This window comes from Pseudonocardia xinjiangensis, assembly GCF_012911925.1.
Taxonomy (GTDB): domain Bacteria; phylum Actinomycetota; class Actinomycetes; order Mycobacteriales; family Pseudonocardiaceae; genus Pseudonocardia; species Pseudonocardia xinjiangensis.
In genome coordinates this window covers 1-21,754 of sequence record NZ_JAAXKY010000099.1, presented here as the reverse complement: position 1 = coordinate 21,754, position 21,754 = coordinate 1, and the positions used below count along the sequence as shown (strand labels likewise).

18 protein-coding genes are annotated in these 21,754 nt (G+C 72.7%); 8 read left to right on the top strand and 10 right to left on the bottom strand.

Annotated elements, in window-relative coordinates:
• Nucleotides 1-96: 96 nt before the first annotated feature.
• Nucleotides 97-1,515 (top strand): glucuronate isomerase, encoded by a 1,419-nt coding sequence (uxaC, locus tag HF577_RS25230; RefSeq protein WP_169398434.1) that lies wholly within the window; start codon nt 97-99, stop codon nt 1,513-1,515.
• Nucleotides 1,516-1,596: 81 nt separating this feature from the next.
• On the opposite strand, the gene HF577_RS25225 is transcribed toward uxaC, so the two are convergent.
• Both HF577_RS25225 and HF577_RS25220 read right to left on the bottom strand, forming a co-directional pair.
• Nucleotides 1,597-2,601: a TIGR03557 family F420-dependent LLM class oxidoreductase gene (locus HF577_RS25225; RefSeq protein WP_169398433.1), complete on the bottom strand. Its 1,005-nt coding sequence runs from the start codon at nt 2,599-2,601 to the stop codon at nt 1,597-1,599.
• A gap of 198 nt (nt 2,602-2,799) precedes the next feature.
• Entirely contained in the window at nt 2,800-3,474 is a 675-nt protein-coding gene (locus HF577_RS25220; RefSeq protein WP_169398432.1) for an FMN-dependent NADH-azoreductase, read from the bottom strand.
• Between the two features lie 106 nt (nt 3,475-3,580).
• Here HF577_RS25220 and HF577_RS25215 point away from each other — a divergent pair, with 106 nt between their 5' ends.
• The 3 genes from HF577_RS25215 to HF577_RS39835 are packed head-to-tail and all read left to right on the top strand — an operon-like array spanning nt 3,581 to nt 5,433.
• On the top strand, nt 3,581-4,096 hold the full coding sequence (locus HF577_RS25215; protein WP_312859370.1) for a MarR family winged helix-turn-helix transcriptional regulator: 516 nt from the start codon (nt 3,581-3,583) through the stop codon (nt 4,094-4,096).
• A 43-nt stretch (nt 4,097-4,139) separates the two neighbouring features.
• Nucleotides 4,140-4,472 carry a DUF3140 domain-containing protein gene (locus tag HF577_RS25210; protein ID WP_169398431.1) on the top strand — a complete coding sequence of 111 codons (333 nt, stop codon included), beginning with the start codon at nt 4,140-4,142 and terminating at the stop codon, nt 4,470-4,472.
• Nucleotides 4,473-4,524: 52 nt separating this feature from the next.
• On the top strand, nt 4,525-5,433 hold the full coding sequence (locus HF577_RS39835) for a ketopantoate reductase family protein (RefSeq protein WP_169398430.1): 909 nt from the start codon (nt 4,525-4,527) through the stop codon (nt 5,431-5,433).
• Here HF577_RS39835 and HF577_RS25200 read toward each other — a convergent pair.
• Entirely contained in the window at nt 5,420-6,289 is an 870-nt protein-coding gene (locus tag HF577_RS25200) for an NAD(P)-dependent oxidoreductase (RefSeq protein ID WP_169398429.1), read from the bottom strand. The genes HF577_RS39835 and HF577_RS25200 overlap by 14 nt on opposite strands.
• On the bottom strand, nt 6,289-7,197 hold the full coding sequence (locus HF577_RS25195; RefSeq protein WP_169398428.1) for an NAD(P)-dependent oxidoreductase: 909 nt from the start codon (nt 7,195-7,197) through the stop codon (nt 6,289-6,291). Before HF577_RS25195 ends, HF577_RS25200 begins: the two co-directional genes overlap by 1 nt.
• A 36-nt stretch (nt 7,198-7,233) precedes the next feature.
• On the opposite strand from HF577_RS25195, the gene HF577_RS25190 reads away from it, so the two are divergent.
• Both HF577_RS25190 and HF577_RS25185 read left to right on the top strand, forming a co-directional pair.
• Nucleotides 7,234-10,569: a BTAD domain-containing putative transcriptional regulator gene (locus HF577_RS25190; RefSeq protein ID WP_312859369.1), complete on the top strand. Its 3,336-nt coding sequence runs from the start codon at nt 7,234-7,236 to the stop codon at nt 10,567-10,569.
• A 303-nt stretch (nt 10,570-10,872) separates the two neighbouring features.
• Nucleotides 10,873-12,315 carry a hypothetical protein gene (locus HF577_RS25185; protein ID WP_169398427.1) on the top strand — a complete coding sequence of 481 codons (1,443 nt, stop codon included), beginning with the start codon at nt 10,873-10,875 and terminating at the stop codon, nt 12,313-12,315.
• Here the strand turns inward: HF577_RS25185 and HF577_RS25180 are convergent.
• The 4 genes from HF577_RS25180 to HF577_RS25165 form a co-directional block, all read right to left on the bottom strand.
• The gene (locus HF577_RS25180; RefSeq protein WP_169398426.1) at nt 12,309-12,749 is read right to left on the bottom strand and encodes a nitroreductase family deazaflavin-dependent oxidoreductase; all 441 of its coding nucleotides are present in this window, start codon (nt 12,747-12,749) and stop codon (nt 12,309-12,311) included. The two genes, HF577_RS25185 and HF577_RS25180, sit on opposite strands and share 7 nt — an antisense overlap.
• A 37-nt stretch (nt 12,750-12,786) precedes the next feature.
• Entirely contained in the window at nt 12,787-14,334 is a 1,548-nt protein-coding gene (locus tag HF577_RS25175) for a GMC family oxidoreductase (protein WP_169398425.1), read from the bottom strand.
• Nucleotides 14,335-14,484: 150 nt separating this feature from the next.
• Complete coding sequence (locus HF577_RS25170; protein WP_169398424.1) at nt 14,485-16,035, bottom strand: APC family permease; 1,551 nt, start codon at nt 16,033-16,035, stop codon at nt 14,485-14,487.
• Nucleotides 16,036-16,060: 25 nt separating this feature from the next.
• Nucleotides 16,061-17,527 carry an aldehyde dehydrogenase family protein gene (locus tag HF577_RS25165; RefSeq protein ID WP_169398423.1) on the bottom strand — a complete coding sequence of 489 codons (1,467 nt, stop codon included), beginning with the start codon at nt 17,525-17,527 and terminating at the stop codon, nt 16,061-16,063.
• A 68-nt stretch (nt 17,528-17,595) separates the two neighbouring features.
• On the opposite strand from HF577_RS25165, the gene HF577_RS25160 reads away from it, so the two are divergent.
• The gene (locus tag HF577_RS25160) at nt 17,596-18,375 is read left to right on the top strand and encodes an IclR family transcriptional regulator (protein WP_211174805.1); all 780 of its coding nucleotides are present in this window, start codon (nt 17,596-17,598) and stop codon (nt 18,373-18,375) included.
• Between the two features lie 124 nt (nt 18,376-18,499).
• On the top strand, nt 18,500-19,549 hold the full coding sequence (locus tag HF577_RS25155) for an esterase-like activity of phytase family protein (protein ID WP_211174804.1): 1,050 nt from the start codon (nt 18,500-18,502) through the stop codon (nt 19,547-19,549).
• 9 nt (nt 19,550-19,558) lie between these two features.
• On the opposite strand, the gene HF577_RS25150 is transcribed toward HF577_RS25155, so the two are convergent.
• Together HF577_RS25150 and solA are read right to left on the bottom strand one after the other, a co-directional pair.
• Nucleotides 19,559-20,686, bottom strand: a complete 1,128-nt coding sequence (locus HF577_RS25150; RefSeq protein ID WP_169398422.1) for an aromatic ring-hydroxylating oxygenase subunit alpha — start codon at nt 20,684-20,686, stop codon at nt 19,559-19,561.
• Nucleotides 20,683-21,754 (bottom strand): N-methyl-L-tryptophan oxidase (gene solA / locus HF577_RS25145; RefSeq protein WP_169398421.1); only part of this gene is annotated, 1,072 nt, incomplete at its 5' end. The genes HF577_RS25150 and solA, both read right to left, overlap by 4 nt.

Sequence of the window (21,754 nt, the reverse complement as noted above, 5' to 3'; positions counted from 1 at the left end):
AAACCGTTTGTTGCCTCCGTCAAGGCCGGATCTGTGAGCATCCTTGCCAATCGATGCGGGATGTTGCAATCCTTTGCAAACCGATTTGGAGGTCGCATGCGTCCACTGCTGCTCGATGACGACCGGGCCCTGCCGGCCGACCCCGCGACGCGAGCCGTCGCACGAGAGGTCTACGGCGCGACCCGTGACCTCCCGCTGGTCTGCATGCACGGCCATGTCGACGCAGCCGTCCTGGCCCAGGACCGCCCCTTCTCCGACCCGGCGAGCCTGTTCGTCGTGCCGGACCACTACCTGCTGCGGATGCTCGTGTCGCAAGGGGCCGACCTGCGCGACCTGGGCGTCGCCACCACCGGCGGCGGCACGGTCGAGACCGACCCCCGGGAGATCTGGCGGCGGTTCTGCGCGGGATGGCACCTGTTCCGCGGCACTCCCACCCGGTACTGGCTCGAACACGAGCTGCACGAGGTCTTCGGGGTGACCACCCAGCCCGGTGAGGACACCGCCGACGCGCTCTACGACCACCTCGCCGACCAGCTCGCCAAGCCCGACTTCCGGCCACGGGCCCTGTTCGAGCGGTTCGGGATCGAGGTGCTGGCCACCACCGACTCGCCGCTGTCGACGCTGCCCGACCACGCCACCCTGCGCGATCAGGGGTGGGGCGAGAAGGTCGTGCCGACGTTCCGCCCGGACGCCCTGCTGTACGTCGACCGGCCGGCCTGGGTCGCCGACGTCGACCGGCTGGCCGAGCTGACCGGCATCGACACCGGCACCTACGACGGGTTCGGCGAGGCGCTGCGCGCTCGTCGGCGGGTGTTCGTCGAAGCCGGGGCGATGGCCACCGACCACGGCCACCTCGGTACCGACACCACGCCGCTGTCCCCCGCCGAGGCCGGGCGGGTGTACGCCGCCGCGAGGACAGGGCAGGTCGATCCCGCCGACGCCGCCGCGTTCGCGGGCCACATGCTCCACGAGATGGCCCGGATGAGCTGCGAGGACGGGCTGGTGATGCAGCTGCACCCGGGCGTCCTGCGCGACCACGACCGCGCCGCGCGGGCCCTGCACGGCCCGGACCAGGGTTTCGACATCCCGGTGGCCACCGAGTTCACCCGGGGCCTGCGCCCGCTGCTGGAATCGTTCGGCCGCGACCCCCGGTTCCGGATCGTCGTCTTCACCGTGGACGAGACCACCTACTCACGCGAGCTCGCCCCGCTCGCCGGCGTCTACCCGGCCATGCGGCTCGGCGCACCGTGGTGGTTCCTCGACACCCCCGACGGGATGCGCCGCTTCCGGGAGGCCATCACCGACACCGCGGGCTTCTACAACACCACGGGATTCGTGGACGACACGCGCGCGTTCGTCTCGATCCCCGCGCGGCACGACCTCGCCCGCCGCGTGGACGCCGGGCACCTCGCGAGGCTGGTGGCCGAGCACCGCCTGGGCCTGGACGAGGCGCTGGAGACGGCCGTCGACCTGGCGTACAACCTGCCGAGGTCGAGCTACGCGCGCCGCACCTGACCCGTCACCCGACATGGACACATGTCGCTGTTCCGAGGCCGGTGGCGACAGCGACATGTGTCCATGTGTGACGGAGGGGGCTCAGCGGACGCGGATGCGGGCGTTCTCGGGCTTGCCGTACTCCTCGCGGAGCGCCGGCAGCAGCTCGTGCTCGGCGAACGCGATGAAGTCCGTCTGCGTCTCCCCGCCCACCTGCACGAGCGCGACGTGCGTGAACCCGGCATCGACGAAGGGACGCACCGCCTCGACGTGCGCCGCCACGTCGGGGCCGCAGGGGAACGCGTCGGCGACGTCGTGCGGGCGCACGAACTGGGTGGCCGCGGCGAACGCGGCGGTGCCGGGCAGCTCGGCGTTGACCTTCCAGCCCCCGCCGAACCAGCGGAACTGGTCGTGGGCCCGGGCTACCGCCTCGTCGCGGTCGACACCCCAGCTGATCGGCTGCTGTCCGATCTTGGGCAGCGACACCCCGGTGGCCGCGTCGAAGCCCTGCACCAGCTCCGGGAGCGGCTCGACGGCGACCATCGCGTCCGCCACCGGGGCGAAGGTCTCGATCGACTGCTTGCCCGAGACCGCCACCGCGATCGGGACGCCGCCGTCCGGGACGTCCCACAGCTTCGCCGAGTCGACGCGGTAGTGGGTGCCGCTGCGGTTCACGTAACCGCCCGCGAACAGTTCCCCGATGATCTCCACGGCCTCGCCGAGCATCTCGTGCCGCACGTTCGCCGGTGGCCAGCCCTTCCCGATGACGTGCTCGTTCAGGTTCTCCCCCGCCCCGAGGCCGAGGGTGAAACGGCCCTCGCCCGCCAGGAGTGCGACGGTCGCCGCCTTCTGCGCCACCACGGTCGGGTGGTAGCGCATGATCGGGCAGGTCACGTAGGTCATCAGTGACACCCGCTCGGTGGCGGCGGCGATCGCTCCGAGCACGGGCCAGGCGTTGGGCGCGTGGCCCTGCGAGTCGAGCCACGGGAAGTAGTGGTCGCTGATCACCTCGAAGTCGAATCCCGCCTCCTCGGCGGCGACGGCGTCGGCGACGAGCTCGCGGGGCCCGCGCTGCTCGCACAGCAAGGAGTAGCCGAAGGCGACCATGACATCCCTCTCGTCCGTGGACAGGTCGTCCGGCGGGTACCCCCGCCCGCCGCGACCTACGCCGCGACCTGTGCCGCGGGCACGCACCGGGTACCACGCGCTCACGAGCGGCCGGACGACGATCCCCGGCGTGCCCACTCCGCGGCTCGGGCGGGCGGCGCGGCCGGACCCCTCGATCCCGGACGCGCCGCCTCCCGCTCAGGCCACGCCCTCCAGGGCGCCGTCGGCCCGCTTCGCGGCCACGAGCTGCGCGTGGGCCCGTCCGGTGGTCTCGGCGAGCCGCAGGGCCTCGGCCTTGGAGGCGGCGCCGGCCTCACGCAGATCGGCCATGGCAGGGACCGAGTCGGCGAGGGTCAGCTCGGCGACGACGACCGTGAGGTCGGCACCGAAGAAGTCGCCGAACATCTGCCGCAGGTACGGCGTGGCGTGGTCCCAGCCCTCGCGCGGCGTGCCCGGGGCGTAGCCGCCACCGCGGGCGATCACCAGCGTCACCGGCTTGCCGGCCAGCGGCTGCGCCATGAAGCGCGGGTCGGTGATCAGCAGGTCGATCCACGTCTTGAGGTGCTGCGCGATGCCGTAGTTGTACAGCGGGGTCGCGATCAGGACGGCGTCGGCGGCCAGCAGCTCGTCGCCCAGGTTCGACGCCAGGGTCACGGCGGCGCGCTGCTCGGGGGTGCGCTCGTCCTCGGGCACGAGACCGGCGCCGACCGCCAGCGGCCACGCTCCGGGCGGCAGCGGCGAGGCACCGAGGTCACGGTGGAGCACCGCGTCGTGCGGGTGGTGCTCGGTCCATGCGCGCTGCCAGGTGTCGGCCACCTCGCGGCTCACCGAACCGTCCCGGCGGATGCTGGCGTCGACGCGGAACAAGGTCATCGGAACTCCTTCGAGTCACTTCGCTGTCCGGCAGATCGTCTGCTATCAAGACGATCGTGTCAACCGAACATCGCTGACTCCTGTTCCGGGCGGCTAAGCTGAGAGGGTGACCACACCGCCCACCGCCGAGTCCGATCTCGGCTGGGCGCTCGGCGCCGTGATGCGGTCCTACCTGCGGGCCGCCCACGACGCCGTCGGCGCCGTGCCCGGTGGGCCGCGGGGCTACCAGGTGCTCTCCATGGCCTTCCGCGGCGAACAGCGCAGCCAACTCGCGCTGGCCCAGCACCTCGGCGTCGACCGCACCGTGATGACCTACCTGCTCGACGATCTGGAGAGCGCAGGGCTCGTCGAGCGGAGACCCGACCCGGCCGACCGCCGGGCCCGGCGCATCGTGCTCACCGACGCGGGCACCGAGAAGCTGTGCGACCTGGAGCGGCGGCTGCGCGCCGCCGAGGACGAGCTTCTCGACCCGCTCGACCCCGCGGAGCAGGAGGTGCTGCGCGGCCTCCTGGATCGCGTCGCCACCCGCACCGCCACCGCCACCGACAACCCCTGCGCGGTCGCGCAGGAGATGCAGGACGAGCTGGCCGCACCGGCTGTCACGCCCCGTCGCAGGCGCTGAAGCGGTACGCATCGCGCAACGGCGATCGGGGTAGGCCGCAGTCATGGCTGATGTCGACGACGAGCTGTGGGACGAGTTCCACCGCGTGGTGAACATGACCTCGCACGAGCTGAGGGACTGGCTCCTCACCCGCGACGCGGGCGAGGAGGCCGAGCAGATCCCGGACCAGGCCGGCTCCCCCACCGGGCGCGAGGTGCTGGCGATCCTCGGCAAACGGCGCCGCGACGTCACCACGGAGGACGCGCACGTCATGCGCCGCGTCGTCGACCGGGTGCACGAGCAGCGCCGCGACGACCTCGAACCTACGGCCGGCCAGGCCGCGTGGCGGCATAAGCTGATGTCGCTCGGACACGACCCGCTCAAACCGGTGGACTGACGTGCCGCGGCCGGTCCGCCCCTGACGCCGGCGACGGCGGCGAGGAGGACCTGTGGCAGGCACCACCCATCGCATCGCGATCCTCGGGGCCGGAGCGGTCGGCGGCATGCTGGGCGTGCTCCTGGCCGACGCCGGGCACGACGTCACCGTGCTGGCCACCGACCGCACCAGCACCGCGATCAACGTCAACGGGCTGAGCCTGCGCAGCGGCCGGTACGGCGACATCGACGTCCGCGTCCCGGCGCGGCCGTGGCTCACGGCACCGGTCGACCTCGTCTTCGTCACGGTCAAGGCCCCGGCCCTGCTCGATGCGCTGACGAGGGTCCCGCCGGCGCTGGTGTCCGGGGCCACCGTGGTCCCGCTGCTCAACGGGATCGACCACGTGCCGTTGCTGCGCACCGTCCTCCCCGGCGCCGCCGTGGTGCCCATGACCGTGGGGGTGGAGGCCACCCGCATCGGTCCGGGCGTCATCGAGCACGTCTCCCCGTTCGCCGACTACGCGATCTCCGCCGGGGCCCGCGACGGCGGGCTCGACCCCGGTTCCGTGCTGCGGGAGGCGGGCCTCGACGTGGATGCCTCGGCGCCCGACGAGGCCACCCTGCTGTGGCGCAAGCTCTCGTTCCTCTGCCCGCACGCGCTGATCACCACGAGCACGCGGGCCGCGCTCGGCCCGGCCCGGGAGGGCCGGCCCGACGTGCTCCACGGGCTGGTCACCGAGACCGCGGCCGCCGCGGCGGCCGGCGGCGCCCGGATCGACCCGGCCGCGGTGGCGCAGCGGCTCGCCTCGCTGCCGGGGACCATGCAGTCCTCGATGCTCAAGGACGCGCTGGCCGGAGCCGTCCTGGAGCTCGACGCCATCGCCGGTCCGGTGCTGCGCTCCGCTCCCGACGGTGCGCCGGTCACCCGCAGCGTCGTCGCCCGGATCGTCGGCGCAGGCGAGCCCGCCGCTACCCCTTCCTGATCACCTCGTACAGGCTCGGCCAGCCGTCCTTGCCGTGGCCTGCGGCGATGGCGCGGTCGTACAACGCCTTGACCGCCACCGGCAGGGCGGGCTCGATGCCGGTGCTCCGCGCGGTGCCCACGATGTGGTCCGCCGTCGCGCCCATCATCGTGACGTTCGCCTGGTCGCCCGGGTACCGGCCGGCGTCGATCTCCCGGGCGGCATCGGCCAGGTACATGGACAGCGAGTTCGCGTTGTCCACCGCGTAGGGCAGGAACTCCGTCGCGGACACACCGGCCGTGCCCACCAGCGCGGTCGCGTACAGGTACGCCGCCAGCGACGTGAGGAACAGCGACAGCTGGGCCTGGTAGTACAGCTGCGCCAGGCCAGGGTCCTCGCCGCGGTGGTCGGGCCGTCCGATCACCCGCAGCGTCGGCTCGTGGGCGTCGAACGTCGCCCGCGGGCCGCTGTAGAAGACGTAGGCCGCCTCGGTGCCCACCAGCTCCTCCGGCACCATGATCCCGCCGGTGAGCAGCACCGCTGCGCGCTCGGCCAGCCACGCCGCCGCCTCCCGCGTCCGCTCCGGGGTGTCGGAGCTCAGGTTGACCACCACCCGGCCCGCCAGCTCGGCTTCCGCCTTCCCCAGCACGTCGTACATCGCGGCGTAGTCGGTGAGGCTCAGGAGCACCAGCCGGTTCGCGGCCACCGCCTCCCCCGCCGTGGCCGCCCGTACCGCGCCGGCCTCCACGAGGGCATCCGCCCGGCCGGGCGTGCGGTTCCACACGGTGGTGCGGTGCCCGGCTGCGAGGAACCTGCGCACCATCGCCTGGCCCATCGGGCCCAGGCCGATCACCGTCACCGGCTCGATCTCACCCATCAGTTCTCCCGTCCTTCGATCTCGTTCAGTGACCGGCGCCCCACCAGCAGCTCGATCACGCTCGTGATGTCCTCGTGGCCGTGCCCGTCGGCGACCCGGCGGTCCATGAGCCCGGCCAGCGGCAGCAGCAGCTCCGTGCCGACCCCCTGGGACTCGGCGACCTCGACGAGGTGGACGTAGCTCGCCGCCTGCATGGCGAGCGTGGCGTCCACCCCGGTCCCGTAGTCGCCCGTGTCGATCTGCTCCGCCGAGCCGGTGACGAAGTCGCTCATGCTGCCCAGCCACTCGCGGAGCACGGGAGCGAACTCCGTGGCCGAGCCGCCCGCCGAGCGGATCAGCGCGAAGGCCTGCAGGGCACCGCCGAACATCCCGTACATCCCGCTGAGCAGGGCAAGGTCCTGCAGGGACGCCGCCCCCGGGTCGGCACCGGCGAAGCGGCTCCCCCCGAGGGCGTCCAGGGTCGCGCGGTGGGCGTCGAACACCCCGCGGGCTCCGCTGTAGAGCACGAACGCCCCGGGCGTTCCGATCATCGGCGGGACCGCCATGATCCCGCCGTCCAGATGCTCGGCTCCCCGCTCGCGGGCCCAGGCGTCCAGCTCTCGGGCCTGCTCCGGGGTGCCGGTGGTGAGGTTGACCAGGACCCGGCCGGCAAGGGCGTCGCCCACCGGGTCGAGGACCTCGTGCACCGAACGGTGGTCCTGCAGGCAGACCACCACCAGCCGGTTCGCTGCGAGGGCCGCTTCGGCCGTCCCGGTGGTCGCGGCACCCGCGGCGACGAGCGCCGCCTCCTTGCCCGGTGTGCGGTTCCACACCGTGACCGGTCGCCCGGCGGCGAGGAACGCCCCGGCCAGCGCGCTGCCCATGGCGCCCAGGCCGAGCACCGTCACTCCCTTGTCGTCATCGGTCATGGCGTCAGCCTGGCGAGGGCCGCGCACGGTTCGCTGGTGGTCCACGCACGATTCGTGGCCCATTTCGTCGGGGCCGCCGGTTACGGTCTGTTCGTGCGCTTCGGAGTGCTCGGCCCGCTGGCCGTGTGGACGTCGGAGGGCCGTTCCGTACGTGTTCCCGAGCGGAAGGTCCGTGCGCTGCTGGCCGATCTGCTCGTCCACGACGGGCGGCCGGTCTCGGCCGAACGGCTGCTCCACGACCTGTGGGGCGAGCAGCTGCCGGGCCACCCGGGCAACACGCTGCAGACGAAGGTGTCGCAGCTGCGCAAGGCGTTGGAGGACGCCGAGCCCGGCGGCCGCGAGCTCGTCGTCCATCAGCCACCGGGCTACCGGCTGCGGGCCGAGGCCTGCTCTGTCGATGCCCGGCAGTTCCGTGTGCTCACCGCGCGCGCCCGGGCGAGCGCCGAGCCACGGGCACGCGCCGGCCTGCTGTCCGAGGCGCTGGCGCTCTTCCGGGGGCCCGTGCTGGCCGACGTCGCCCACGAGCCGTTCGCCGCCCCGGCGATCCGCGCGCTGGAGGAGGAGCGGCTGGTCGCGGTGGAGGAGCGGGCCGAGGCGCTGCTCGCGCCGTCCGGGCCCGTCGACGGCGCGCTGCTCGGCGAGCTGGAGGAGCTGGTCACCCGGCATCCGTTGCGGGAGCGGCTGCGTGCCGTGCACATGCGCGCGCTCCACCGGGCGGGGCGGCCCACCGAGGCCCTCACGAGTTTCTCCGTGCTGCGGAGACGGCTGGTCGACGAGCTCGGGCTCGAACCCGGCCCCGAGCTCTCCGCCCTGCAGCAGGCGGTACTGGCGCAGGATCCGGCGCTGGCCGGCCCTCCTGCGCCCGCCCGCATCCGCACGAACCTCCCCGCCCGGATCACCGAACTGGTCGGCCGGGCCGCCGCCGTCCAGGAGGTGCACGCGCTGCTCGGCCGCGCCCGGCTGGTCACGCTCACGGGGCCGGGGGGCGTCGGGAAGACGAGCCTGGCGGTGGAGACGGCACGCCGGCGGGCCGACGCGGGCGGCGACGCGTGGCTGGTCGAGCTCGCCGGCATCGACCGGCAGGTCGGCGCACAGTCGCACTGCCCGGTCTCGGAGCGGCTGGTGGAGGTGGTGGCGGCGGCGGTCGGCGTGCGCGACGACCCGGGCGCCGCCGACCTGGTCGAGCGGCTCGCCGAGGCGCTGCGCGCGCAGGAGGCACTGCTCGTGCTGGACAACTGCGAGCAGGTCGTCGAGCAGGTCGCGGCCGTGGCCCAGCGCCTGCTCCATCTCGCGCCCGGCCTCCGCATCCTCACCACCAGCCGCGAGCCGCTCGGCGTCACCGGCGAGGTGCTGTGGAACGTCGCGCCGCTGGAGCTGCCCGAGCGCGGCGCGGAGGGCCACCTCGCCTCGGTGCGGGAAGCCCCGGCCGTCCAGCTGTTCGTCGCCCGAGCCGCCGAGGTCGCGCCCGGGTTCACCCTCGACCACACCACCGCCCCCGCCGTTGCCGCCATCTGCCGGCGACTCGACGGGATCCCGCTCGCGATGGAGCTCGCCGCCACCCGGGTGCGGGCACTCGGGGTGCACGAGCTGCTGCGCCGCCTCGACGACCGGTTCGGGCTGCTGTCCACCGGCGCCCGCGGCGCACCGGCCCGTCAGCAGACGCTCCGGGCGATGATCGACTGGAGCTGGGAGCTGCTCACCCCACCGGAGCAGGTCGTGCTGCGCCGCCTCGCGGTCCACGCCGAGAGCTGCGGTCTGTCGGCCGCCGAGGAGGTGTGCGCCGACCAGGCCGTGCCGGCGGGCGACGTCCTCACCCTGCTCACCCGGCTCGTCGACCGCTCACTCGTGGTCGCCCAGCCGGGCCCCGCGGGCGAGCCCCGGTTCCGGCTGCTGGAGACCGTCGCCGCCTACTGCCTCCACCGCGTCGCCGAGGCGGGCGAGGCGGAGCCCCTCCACCGGCGGCACTCCCGCCACTACCTGGAGCTCGCCGAGCACGCCGAACCGCTGCTCCGCGGCCCGGAGCAGGGCAGGTGGCTCGAGCGCCTCGACACCGAGTCGGCCAACCTGCGGGCCGCGTTCGAGCACGTCTGCCGTCAGCCCGACGGCGCAGAACCCGCGTTGCGTCTGGTCGCGGCACTCTCCTGGTACTGGCTCCTGCGCGGCAGGGTCGGCGAGGCCCGCCGGTCGCTGCGCCGGGCGCTGGCCGCGCCGGGAGCTGCGCCTGCCGGCCTGCGGGCCGTCGTCATGGCGTGGGAGCTCGGCATGGGTGTGCTCGACGGGGAGCGGGCGGTGGATTCCGCTCTCGACCCCGTGCTCGACCTGTCCGGCCCGCACGATCCGGCGCCCTGCGCGCGGGCGCGGTGGTTCGTCGGCTACGCGCTCACCACCGTCGGCCATGTGCGGGGCGAGCAGTTCACGGAGTCCGCACTCACGACGTTCCGTGCACTCGACGACCGCTGGGGCGTCGCCGCCGCTCTCGTCGACCGCATGAGCCAGGCCATGACGAGGGGCGACCTCGCCGGGGCCGGGCACGCCGCCACCCAGGCCGCGGATCTGTTCGGCGAGGTCGGCGACCGGTGGGGGCAGGTGCAGGCGTCCTACGCCGTGGGCACCCTCGCCTCCATCGCGGGCGACTACGAACGGGCCGCCCACCAGCACCGCGCCGGCCTGCGGATGGCCGAGGAGCTGGGCCTGTGGGCCGAGGTCTCCTACCAGCTGTCCTGGCTCGGGCGGGTCGCCCTCCTCACCGGGCGGCTCGCTGAGGGCAGACAGCTGCACGAGCAGGCGGTACGGATGGCCGTCGACCACGGCTTCGCCCCGGGCCGGATCTACGCCGAGACGGGGCTCGCGCTGGGCGCACGCCGGGCGGGCGACCTCGATGCCGCCGAGGAGCACCTGCACACCCTGCTGGGATGGCACGGCAGGGTCGCCCCCGTCCCGGGCGCAGACCCGGGCAACGCACTCCTCCTCGCCGAGCTCGGCTTCGTGGCCGAACTGCGCGGCGACGCGGCCACGGCCCTGCGGCTGCAGCTCGAGGGCTTCGCGGCCGCGCGTCGCCTCCAGGATCCCCGCGCGGTCGCCCTGGCCATGGAGGGTCTGGCCGGAGCCCTCGCGCTCGCCGGCGAACCCGCACGGGCGGCGCGGCTGCTCGGGGCGGCCGCCGCGGCGCGGGAGGCGGTGGGGGCGCCCCTGCCCGAGGCCGAACGCGGCGACGTCAACCGGATCACCGCCACCGCGCGCCGGCAACTGGGCGACGAGGGCTTCACCACGGAGTTCGAGCGGGGTGCCGCAGCACAGCCGGACGAGCTCGTGCAGGACGCCACCGCCCACCCCCGCGAGTCGCCCACTTCCCGCGCGCGAGTCGCCCCGTAACCGCGCCCGAGTCGCCCGGTGATCGCTGCGAGATCCGCCGATCCGCCCTCCCCACGGCCAACACCCGCATCTCGCAACGATCACCCCGCCGGACCCGGCCGGTCCGCACGGAACCGAGCGCGCCGGCGGGGTAGCGGCGGGGGATTCGCCCGTTTGCGCGTCTTTTCCCCATGAGCCCGGCTGCACGGTGAGCTACCGTCCGAGGCGGTGGGGGGATGCGCTGAACGCTCCGGGTGGTACCGCGATCGGACGCGCCGTCCTGGGCCGGACGGCGGCTCGTCCCGGAGCCGGTGGGCGGCCGTCGTGGTCGTCCTCGTGGCCGTCCTGCTGATCGGCGCCTGCACCGCGCCCGCACCGCCGGTTCCGCTCTCCCCGCAGGTCACGGCGCCAGGCGCGCCCACCACCGTTCTACCCAGCGACGATCCCGTCGAGCTCGCGGTGGCCACCAGCGCCGCGCTCTACGCGACCGCGCCGGTGGTGGTGCTCACCGCGGCGGGTGACGAGGCCGGGCAAGCACCGGCGACCGCGGTCGCGGAGCGGATCGGGGCGCCGCTGCTGCTGACCCCCGCCGACGGGGACGCGGCCGGGGTGCGCGCCGAGCTGTCCCGGCTCGGCGCGCGGACAGTGCTGGCCGTCGATGACGGGGCCGCCCACTGGGCGTCGGCCGCCGACGGCTCCGCCGAGATCGTCACCGACGAGGCGGCGCTGCCGGCGGTCACCGCACCGCCGCGGCGGCAATCGGTGCTGGTGCTGGCCCAGGACTCCCCCGCCCAGGCCGCCGCCACCGCCACGGCCCGCGCCTCCGGTGCCGAGGTGGTCGTGGTGCCCGGTGCCGACCCCCGGCGCGCTCCCGAACCGCCGCGCCGTCCCGAGCACGTGCTCGCCCTCGGCAGCGCGTTCGGCACGTCCGACGTGCTCGACCGGCGGCTTGCCGTCGCCGCCACCGGGGTGCAGCTTCCCGGTGGCGGCCAGGTGCTGTTCCCCGGACGGCGCATGGTCGCCCTCTACGGCCATCCCGGCGCGCCCGCGCTCGGCGTGCTCGGCGAGCAGGGCGTCGAGGAGTCGGTGAAGCGCGCGCAGTCCCTCGCGGCCGAGTACCAGCCACTGCTGGGCGAACCGGTCGTACCGGCGTTCGAGGTGATCACCACCGTCGCCGACTCCGGACCGGGGCCGGACGGCGACTACTCCTCCGAGTCGTCCGTGGCGGACCTCCGCCCGTGGGTGGACGCGGCGCGCGGAGCCGGGGTCTACGTCGTGCTCGACCTGCAGCCCGGCCGCAGCGACTTCCTCACCCAAGCCCGGCGCTACGAGGAGTTGCTCGCGCAGCCGCACGTGGGGCTGGCGCTGGACCCAGAATGGCGGCTCGCCCCGCAGCAGCGCCACCGCACCCAGATCGGTTCGGTCGGCGTCGACGAGATCAACTCCGTGATCACCTGGCTCGCCGACCTCACGCGCGACCGCGTGCTCCCGCAGAAGCTGCTCATGGTGCACCAGTTCCGGCTCAGCATGATCAGCGGACGGGAGAAGCTCGACACCTCGCGCGACGAGTTGGGCGTCATCCTGCACGCCGACGGCTTCGGCACTCCCGACCTGAAGCTCCAGACGTGGGCCACGCTGCACGAGGCCCAGCCGTCCGGAGTTCACTGGGGCTGGAAGAACTTCTACGACGAGGACCGGCCGATGTTCACTCCCGCCCAGACAATGGCGGTCGGGCCCGAAGCACCGGTGTTCGTCTCCTTTCAGTAGGTTCGGTCGCGCGGCGCCGGGGTGAGGATCACCACCGGGATCGTCCGGCTCGTCTTCTCCTGGTACTCCCCGAACCGGGGCAGGGCGGCCGCCTGCCGGGCGAAGAGCTCGCTGCGCTCCGGCTCCTCCGCGACGGTCGCAGTGGCCGGGAGGGTCTCGTCACCCACCTCCACCTGCACCGACGGGCTCGCGACGACGTTGTGGAACCAGTCCGGGTGCCGCGGCGCGCCCCGGTCGCTCGCGAAGACGACGAACCGGTCGCCGTCGGGGAGATACGTCAGGGGATTGACCCTCTCCTGGCCGGTCCGCGCGCCGACGGTGTGCAGGAGCAGTATCGGCGAAGCCGCGAAACGGCCGCCGACCTTTCCCCGGTTCGCCCGGAAGGTGGCGATGACGGGTGGATTGACCTCGGCCCAATCGAGCTGTTCCGACATGCTCTCCACCGCATCATCGCCACCACCGGACGTCAAATCATCGCCGGAGCAGTTCGCTCGCTTTCTCCCCGATCATCATGCAGGTGATGTTGGGGTTGATCGCCGGCAGGAACGGCAGGATCGACGCGTCGGCCACCCGCAGCCCGGCCACCCCGCGCACCCGCAGCTGCGGGTCCACCACGGCCATCGGGTCGCCGTCCGGCCCCATCTTCGCGGTACACGCCGGGTGGTAGACGGTGTTGTGCGTCTTGGTGACGTAGTCCACCAGCTCGTCGTCGGTGACCACGTCCGGTCCGGGCGCGAGCTCGCGGGCCACCCACTCCTTGAGCGGCTGCTGCTCGCCGATGCGACGCGCGAGCTTCAGCCCGGCGAGCATCACGGCCATGTCGTGGCCGTCGGGGTCGGTGAAGTAGCGCGGGTCGACCTTGGGCCGGTCCCGGAAGTCGCGCGTGCGCAGCCGCACGGTGCCCCGCGACCGGGCCCGTGTGACGTTCGGGGTGAGGCAGAACCCGTTGTCGGTGGTCGGGTAGCCCCACCGCACGGTGTTCAGGTCGAACGGCACCGAGCCGTAGTGCATCATCAGGTCCGGCCGGTCGAGTCCGGGTTCGGTGCGCGTGAACAGCCCGATCTCCCACCACTGGGTGGACCGGGTGACCATCGGCTTCGCCGCCTCCCACATCACGAGGCCCTCGACGTGGTCGTCCAGATTGGACCCGACGCCCGGCGCGTCCACCAGCACGTCGATGCCGAAGTCGCGCAGGTGCTCGGCCGGACCGATCCCGGAGAGCATCAGCAGCTTCGGGGTGTCGATCGACCCGGCCGACAGCACCACCTCGCGGCGCGCCGTGACCGTGCGCCGGCCGGGGCCGATGTCCTGCTGGTACTCGACGCCCGTGGCTCGCCTCCCCTCGAACAGCACGCGGGACGCCCAGGCACCCGTGCGGATCTCCAGGTTCGGGCGCGAGCCCATGATGGGGTGCAGGTACGCCCGCGACGACGACGCGCGCGTGCCGTCGGGCTCCCGGTTGATCTGGAAGAACCCGGCGCCCTCACAGACCGTCGTGCCCTCGTTGAACCGCACGGTCGGCAGCCCGACGGCGGCAGCGGCCTCCAGTACCGCCACGCCGCACGGGTCGTCCGGCTCGACCTGCATGATCGTCACGGGTCCCGAGCGGCCGTGCCCGGACCAGGGCCCGTCGTTGGTCTCCAGGCGCTCGATCAGCGGCCAGCACTCGTCGGCACTCCAGCCCTCGCACCCCATCGACGCCCATTCGTCGAGGTCCTCGCGCGGCGTCCAGAACGCGATGCACGAGTTGTGCGACGAGCACCCGCCGAGCACCTTCGCTCGCGCGTGGCGCAGGAAGCTGTTGCCGTGCTCCTGCGGCTCGACGAGGTAGTCCCAGTCGTAGCCGGAGTCGAGAAGCGCCATCCAGTCGGTGAGCTTCAGGATCACCGGGTCGTCCACATCGGACGGCCCCGCCTCCAGCAGGCACACCGTCACGTCCGGGTCCTCGGACAGCCGGGCGGCGAGAGCGCAGCCCGACGAGCCGCCGCCGACGATCACGTAGTCGAACACGGAGGTCACGTAGCCTCCTCGCTGACGCTCGTCAGCCACGTTCCCGACGCTGCTGTGTCCGATGGTTCGCTCGCAAGCTCGCTCACGCGGCCTCCTCACTGACGCTCGTCGGCCACGTTCGCAAAGCTGCTGCGTCTAATGGTTCGCTCGCAAGCTCGCTCACGCCTGGCTCCCCTCCGGGAACTGGTCCGCGGGCCGGGGCGCCGGGTCGACGTCGAGCTGCTTCGCGAGGTGCTCGGGGAGGGTGCCGACCTGGTGCCGGCCGCGCAGCAGGAACCAGCCCAGCCCGATGACGACCACCGCGCCGATGAAGATGAACGCGGTCCAGGCCAGCACGCCCTCGCCGTAGACCTCCGGGCGGGGCCACGCGAGGTTGAGGGCCATCAGCCCGCCCCACAGCACGGCGATGATGTTGACCGGCAGGCCCCAGCGTCCGAGCGCGAAGTAGCCGTCCTTCCCGCCCGACGGCCCCGGCCACTCGCCGCGGAACCGCTTGACCAGCATCGGCGCCGTCACCAGCAGGTACGCGATGTAGATCATGATGATCGCGACGCTGGTGACCGCGGTGAAGATCTCCCGCGAGCCGATGTTGACCACGAGGATCAGCACCGCGGCCACGCCGATCAGCACCGCCGGGACGAGCGGGGTCTTGCGCTTGGGGTCGAGGTGGGCGAGCCGGGCGGCGCCCGGGAGCGCGTTGTCACGGGCCATCGCGAACATGAGCCGGATCGCCGCGGTGTGCACGGCGAGCGCGCAGACCGTGATCGCGATGATCACCGCGAAGAGCAGGACGGTGCCGGTGGGACCACCGAGCACGGACAGGACGATGTACTGCAGGCCGTTCTCCGCGATCGCCGGGTCGGAGAGGTCCGGGGCGGCGAGGATGGCGAACAGCAGGATCAGCCCGCCGATGATGAACGACGCGATCACGGCGCGCAGGATCGCCGAGGGCGCGGTGCGTCGGGGGTCGACGGTCTCCTCACCGAGGGAGCTGGCCGTGTCGAAGCCGTACATCACGTAGGCGCTGGCGAGCGTGGCGATGAGGAACGGCCCGAAGTAGCCGAGGTTCGTCCCGGCGCCGAGGCCCTGGGTGTCGAGCAGCACCGTGGGCGGGTTGACGATGTTGATCGCGAGCAGCACCACCAGGATCACGGCGGCGATGAGCTCGATGAACACCCCGACGCTGTTGATCCGCGACATCAGCTTCACGCCGATGGCGTTGACGGTCGTCGTGAAGGCGACGAGGACGATGCCCCAGAGCACGCCGGAGACCGCGAAGTCGGTGTCGCCCGACCCGTCCCCGATGAGCTGGAAGCCGCTCCAGATCTGCGGCAGCGTGGTCTGGTAGCCCAGCGCGACCGCGGCGATCGTGACGACCGAGGCCATGAACATCATCCAGCCCGCGAGCCAGGACGTCGTGGGGCCGGCGAGGCGCTTCGACCAGTTGTAGACCGAGCCGGCCACGGGGTACCGCGCGGCCAGCTCCGCGAAGCACAGCGCCACCATGACCTGGCCGATGAACACCAGCGGCCACGACCACCAGTAGGCGGGGCCGCCGAAGGCGTAACCGAAGTAGAACAGCTGGAACGTGCCCGTCAGGATCGAGATGTAGCTGATGCCAGCCGCGAAGCTGGCGAACTTTCCGATGCTGCGGTCGAGCGACTGGCTGTAGCCGAATTCGGCGAGCCCGTCGTCCTGGGGAGCGCTCACCGCGGACCTCCTGCTGATGGGGTGACTAGTGCGTGAACCACCGCACCGGCTTCGGTGCGGTGTTGTGCCAGATGTGCTTGTGTTCCTGGTACTCGGCCAGCCCCGTCGGGCCGAGTTCCCGTCCGTTCCCCGAACGCTTGAAACCGCCCCACTCCGCACCGGGGATGTACGGGTGGTAGTCGTTGATCCAGACCGTGCCGTGCCGCAGGGCCCGCGCCACCCGCTCGGCGCGGCCCATGTCGGACGTCCACACCGCGCCTGCCAGGCCGTACTCGGTGTCGTTGCCGAGCGCGATGGCCTCCTCCTCGTCCGCGAACCGCTCCACGGTGAGGATCGGGCCGAAGGTCTCCTCGCGGACCACGCGCATCTCGCGGTGCACGTCGGCGAACACGGTGGGCCGGTAGAAGAAGCCCTTCTGCAGCTCGGGCTCCTCGGGCCGCCGCCCGCCCACCACCAGCCGGGCGCCCTCGGCCTGCGCCGACGCCACGTAGTCCTCGATCTTGGCGCGGTGGGCGGCCGACACGAGCGGACCGACCTCACTGCCCTCGTCCAGGCCGTTGCCCAGCCGGATCAGCTCGGCCCGCCGTCCGATCTCGGCCACCAGGTCGTCGTGCATCTCGTCCTGCACGATCAGCCGGGCGCCTCCCGAGCAGACCTGCCCGGAGTGCAGGAACACAGCGGTGAGCGCGTAGTCGACCGCGGTCTCGAAGTCGGTGTCGGCGAAGACGATGTTGGGGTTCTTGCCGCCGAGCTCGACGGCCACCCGCTTCACGGTGGCCGCGGACGCCCGGATGATCGCCTGGCCGGTGGCGAGGCCGCCGGTGAAGCTGACCATGTCGACGGCCGGATGCTCCGTGAGCGGGGCGCCGACGCTGCGGCCGTCACCCAGCACGATGTTGACCACGCCGGCGGGCACGCCCGCCTCCTCGAGCAGCCGCACCAGCAGCACGCTCGTCAGCGGCGTCACCTCGCTCGGCTTGATCACCATCGTGTTGCCTGCCGCGATCGCGGGCGCGACCTTCCACGACAGCTGCAGCAGCGGGTAGTTCCACGGGGTGATGAGCACGCACACGCCGATGGGCTCGGGCACGACCCGGCTCAGGACGTGCGCCTGCCCGGTGTCGACGACGCGGCCCGCGTCCTTGCCTGCGAGGTCGGCGTAGTAGCGGAAGACCGCCGTGACGTCGTCGACGTCGATGCGGCTCTCCACGAGCGTCTTGCCGGTGTCGAGCGTCTCGGTGCGGGCGATCTCCTTCTTGTCCCGCACGAGCAGGTCGGCAACGCGCCGCAGCAGCGCCCCGCGCTCGGCCGCCGGGACCCGGCGCCACGGCCCCGTGTCGAACGCGGCCCGGGCCGCGAGCACCGCCCGATCGACGTCGTCAGGACCGGCTTGGTCGACCGTCTCGAGCACGCTCGCATCGAACGGGTTGATCACATCGGCGGTTCCACCGGACCCGGAGATCCATGCTCCGTCAACGAAGAGGCTGGGCACGCGCTGATCGTCCTCAGCCCGCTCCGGACGTCAAGCGCGGTATCCGTTTTGATGCATATAGTTTCGTTATGAGCAACATGGGGGGGCGAGACGGCGGAGTCCAGTCGGTGGATCGGGCGATCAGCGTGCTGGAGATCCTGGCCCGGCGGGGAGAGGCGGGGGTCAGCGAGCTGGCGGCGGAGATCGACGTCCACAAGTCCACCGCGTTCCGGCTCCTCGGCGCCCTGGAGGGCCGCGGCCTCGTCGAACAGGCCGGTGAGCGCGGCAAGTACCGGCTCGGGTTCGGCCTGATCCCGCTGGCCGGAGCGGTCGCCGACCGGCTGGAGGTCACGCGCCAGGGCCGGGTCGTCTACGAGCGGCTCGCCGCCGATCTGGGCGAGACGATCAACGTGGCCGTCCTGCAGGAGCACTGGGCGGTCAACATCGACCAGGCCATGGGCCCCTCCACCGTCGCCACCCACAACTGGATCGGACGCCTCACCCCGCTGCACTGCACCTCGAGCGGGAAGGTGCTGCTCGCCCATCTCGACACCGAACGGCGGGCCGCGCTGCTCGCCGCGTCCGGGATGCCGGCGCTCACCCCGAGCACGGTCACCTCCGCCGAGGCCCTCGATGCCGAGCTGGATCGGGTGCGCAAGGCGGGCGTCGCGGTGGTCGTCGAGGAGTACGAGGTCGGGCTGAACGCCGCGGCCGCCCCCGTGCTCGACCGTTCCGGCGAGGTGATCGCGGCGCTGAGCGTGAGCGGCCCCGCCTACCGGATGGACGCCGACCGCCTGTCCGAGATGACGACGCCACTGTGCGCGGCGGCGGCGGAGATGAGCAGGAGGATGGGCTGGTTCGGGCGGTGAGATGGACACCAGCGTTGTCCCTTCTGCGTCGAACGACGCTCCTGTCCATCTCGCGGACTTCCCGGTGCGCGGTGTGGATCACAACGTTGCGTCACCCAGGGTGACGGTCCTCTAGCGTGGCCGCGTGATCACGCGCGTTGCACTCGGCCTCACCACCGCACTGGCTGCGGTCGCCGTCGGGACCGTCGTCGGACCGGCCGCGCCGGCGGGCGCGGCCACCCCCGACACCGGCCACGCCTGCTCGCCGTCGGTGGACATCACGTCGTTCTCCGACGCCCTCGACAAGACCACCTTCGACAACACGTTCGTCGGCAACCTCTCGGCCCTCGCGGTCGACCCGGACGGCGGGATCGACGCCCTCTCCGACCGGTCGTCGCTGTTCACCCTCAACGCCACGACGTTCGCGCCGACCCGCGTGGTGAGCCTCGCCGACGAGAACGGCCAGCCGCTCGACTCCGAGGGCCTGGCCATCGACCATGACGGCACCCGGTTGATCACGTCCGAGGTCGAGCCGTCCATCCGCCGTTACGACCGCGACGGCAAGCTGCTCGGCCGGCTCCCGGTGCCGGACGCCCTGCGCGTCGCCCCGGCCGGGCGGGCGACCACGAACCTGACGTTCGAGGGCCTGACCCTGCAGCCGGGCGACCACACGCTGATCACGTCGATGGAGGGCCCGCTCTCCGGCGACGACGCCGACCTCGTGCGCTTCCAGACCTGGAACCGCAAGGGCGCGAAGGGCGGCGACTTCACCCTCGCCGCCCAGTACGGCTACAAGGTGGACCCCGGCCTCGGCGTCTCCGACATCACCGCCACCGGTGACGGCCGCCTGTTCGTGCTCGAGCGCGGCTTCACCACCGGCGTGGGCAACACCATCCACCTGTACCTCGCCGACCCGCGCCACGCGACCGACGTCAGCGGCGTGCAGGACCTCACCGCGAAGACCGACGCGAAGCTCATCCCCAAGACGCTCCTGGCGGACATCGGCAAGTGCCCCAGCCTGGGCGCCACGGCCAAGCAGCCCCAGCCCAACCCGCTGCTGGACAACATCGAGGGCATCGCCGTCGTCGGCAAGGACCGCAACCGGCTGAAGCTGCTCCTGGTCAGTGACGACAACCAGGGCGCCAACCAGACGACCCGGCTGTACTCGCTGACCGTGGACCTCCCGAAGGGGTGAACCGCGGGTTCACGCCAGCTGCGCGGCCACCCAGGCGTGGAACTGCCCGATGTGGTGCTCACTGGGGACGAGCACGCCGCCGTCGCGGTAGGCGCGGCTGCTCATCCCCGGCTGCGTGCGCTCGCAGGCGGCGAAGTCCTGGGCGTTGACGCGGTGGAACAGCTCCACCGACGGGCCGAGGTCACGCCCCGCCGCCACGACGTCCGGGGCGAAGAGCCAGTCGCACTCCACCACCGTGCGGTCGGCGGCCAGCGGGGTCATGCGGTGCACGATCACATGGTCGGGCACCAGGTTGACGAAGACCTGCGGCTTGATCGTGATCGCGTAGTAGCGGCGGTCCTGGTCGGCGGTGACACCCGGGAGCCGCTCGACGCCCACGCTCCCGTCGACCGTGAAGCCGTCGATCTGCGTCCCGAACTCCGCGCCGTGCCCCACGTAGTACTGCGCCGCGTAGCCGTCGGCGAACTCGGGCAGTACCTCGGTGAGCTCGGGGTGGATCGTGGCGCAGTGGTAGCACTCCATGAAGTTCTCGACGATCAGCTTCCAGTTCGCCGCCACGTCGTAGGTGATCCGCCGGCCCAGCGCGAGGCGCTCGACGCCGTAGCTGTCGATCGCGGTGACGTCCCCGAGGCGCGTCACGACCTCACCGAGCACCTCCGCCTCGAACGAGTGCGGCTCGGGGGCGAGGCAGATCCACACGTAGCCCAGCCACTCCCGCAGGTGCACGGGCAGCAGCCCGTGCTCGTCCCGGCCGACGTCGGGCATCGACGTCAGGTTCGGTGCGGCGACGAGCTTGCCGGCGAGGTCGTAGGTCCACGCGTGGTACGGGCACTGGAGGTTGCGCCGCAGCTGCCCCGACTCCTCCGTGCACAGGCGGGCACCGCGGTGGCGGCACACGTTGAGGAACCCGCGCACCGCGCCGTCGCGGCCGCGGACGAGCACCACGCTCTCTCGGCCCACGGTCACCGTGCGGAACGCGCCGGGCGCGGCGAGGTCGGCGACGAGCGCGACGCACGTCCAGCGACGTTCGAAGATCTTCTCCTGCTCGGCGGCGAACACGGCGGGATCGGTGTAGGCGGAGCCTGGGAGGGTGCGGATCAGGGACGGTCGGTCCAGGTTGGTCTGCACGGCGGTCATGCGAACCTCCTCGGGTCGAAAAGGGAGATCGGGTGCGCCGTTGCCCCGCTGGTGGCCAGGTCGGCGAGGATCTCCCCCACGACCGGCACGAACTTGAATCCGTGCCCCGAGAACCCGCAGGCCACGGTGACGGCCGCGTGCTCGGGGTGGGTGGCGATCACGAAGTGCTCGTCGGGGGTGGTGGTGTACATGCACGGCACCGTCTTCACGACCGGCCCCACCAGCCCGGGCAGGGTGTCGGCGACCCGGGTGCGCATCTCCTCGACCTCGGCGTCGGTGACCACGCGGTCGAGCGCGTCCGGGTCGGCGTCCCGGCCGCGGCGGAAGAACGCGACCTTCACCCCGCCGCCCGGGCCGTCCATGGCGGGGAAGCCGTAGATCTGCGCTCCCCCGGCTTGTTCGGCCACGTAGACGGGGTTGCCGGCGAACGGCTCGACGCCGGCGGGCGGGTCGAACCAGTACTGCACCTGCCGTTCCACGCGCAGCGGGAGCCCGAGCCCGGCGAGCAGGGCCGGCGCCCACGCTCCGGGAGAGATCACCAGCCGTTCCGCGGTGTGCTCGCCCTCGGCGGTGCGGACGCGCACGCCCCCGCCCGTCGCGTCCCACGAGAGCACCTGCTGGCCGAACCGCAGGTCGGCGCCGTCCCGCGCGGCGAGGTCCAGGTGCGCCGCCACGGCGGCCTCGGGGCGGACGAACCCGGCCCGCTCCTCGAACAGCGCCATCTCGTCGGCGGCCGGGGCGAAGGTCGGGAAGCGGTCGCGGACGGCGTCGGGCGACAGCACCTCGTGCGGCAGGTCCCACTCCTGGGCCGCGCGCAGGCTGCCGGCGAAGGTCGTGCTGTCCGGCGGTCCCAGGTAGAGGCCGCCCGTGAGGGTGAGCAGGTCGGCGTCGGCCTCCTTCTCGGCCTCCGCCCACAGCTCGTAGGCCCGCAGCAGCAACGGGACGTAGGCCGGGTCCTCGAAGTACGACTGCCGGATGATCCGCGAGCCCCCGTGGCTGGACCCCTGGTCGTGGGCCGGGGTGAACCGCTCGAGCCCGAGCACCCGCACCCCCCGCGCCGCGAGGTGC

Bases quoted from the DNA above. Each gene is read 5' to 3' on its own strand.
- uxaC (WP_169398434.1), top strand. From the start codon at position 97: ATGCGTCCACTGCTGCTCGATGACGACCGGGCCCTGCCGGCCGACCCC.
- HF577_RS25225 (WP_169398433.1), bottom strand. From the start codon at position 2,601: ATGGTCGCCTTCGGCTACTCCTTGCTGTGCGAGCAGCGCGGGCCCCGC.
- HF577_RS25220 (WP_169398432.1), bottom strand. From the start codon at position 3,474: ATGACCTTGTTCCGCGTCGACGCCAGCATCCGCCGGGACGGTTCGGTG.
- HF577_RS25210 (WP_169398431.1), top strand. From the start codon at position 4,140: ATGGCTGATGTCGACGACGAGCTGTGGGACGAGTTCCACCGCGTGGTG.
- HF577_RS25200 (WP_169398429.1), bottom strand. From the start codon at position 6,289: ATGGGTGAGATCGAGCCGGTGACGGTGATCGGCCTGGGCCCGATGGGC.
- HF577_RS25195 (WP_169398428.1), bottom strand. From the start codon at position 7,197: ATGACCGATGACGACAAGGGAGTGACGGTGCTCGGCCTGGGCGCCATG.
- HF577_RS25180 (WP_169398426.1), bottom strand. From the start codon at position 12,749: ATGTCGGAACAGCTCGATTGGGCCGAGGTCAATCCACCCGTCATCGCC.
- HF577_RS25160 (WP_211174805.1), top strand. From the start codon at position 17,596: ATGAGCAACATGGGGGGGCGAGACGGCGGAGTCCAGTCGGTGGATCGG.
- HF577_RS25150 (WP_169398422.1), bottom strand. From the start codon at position 20,686: ATGACCGCCGTGCAGACCAACCTGGACCGACCGTCCCTGATCCGCACC.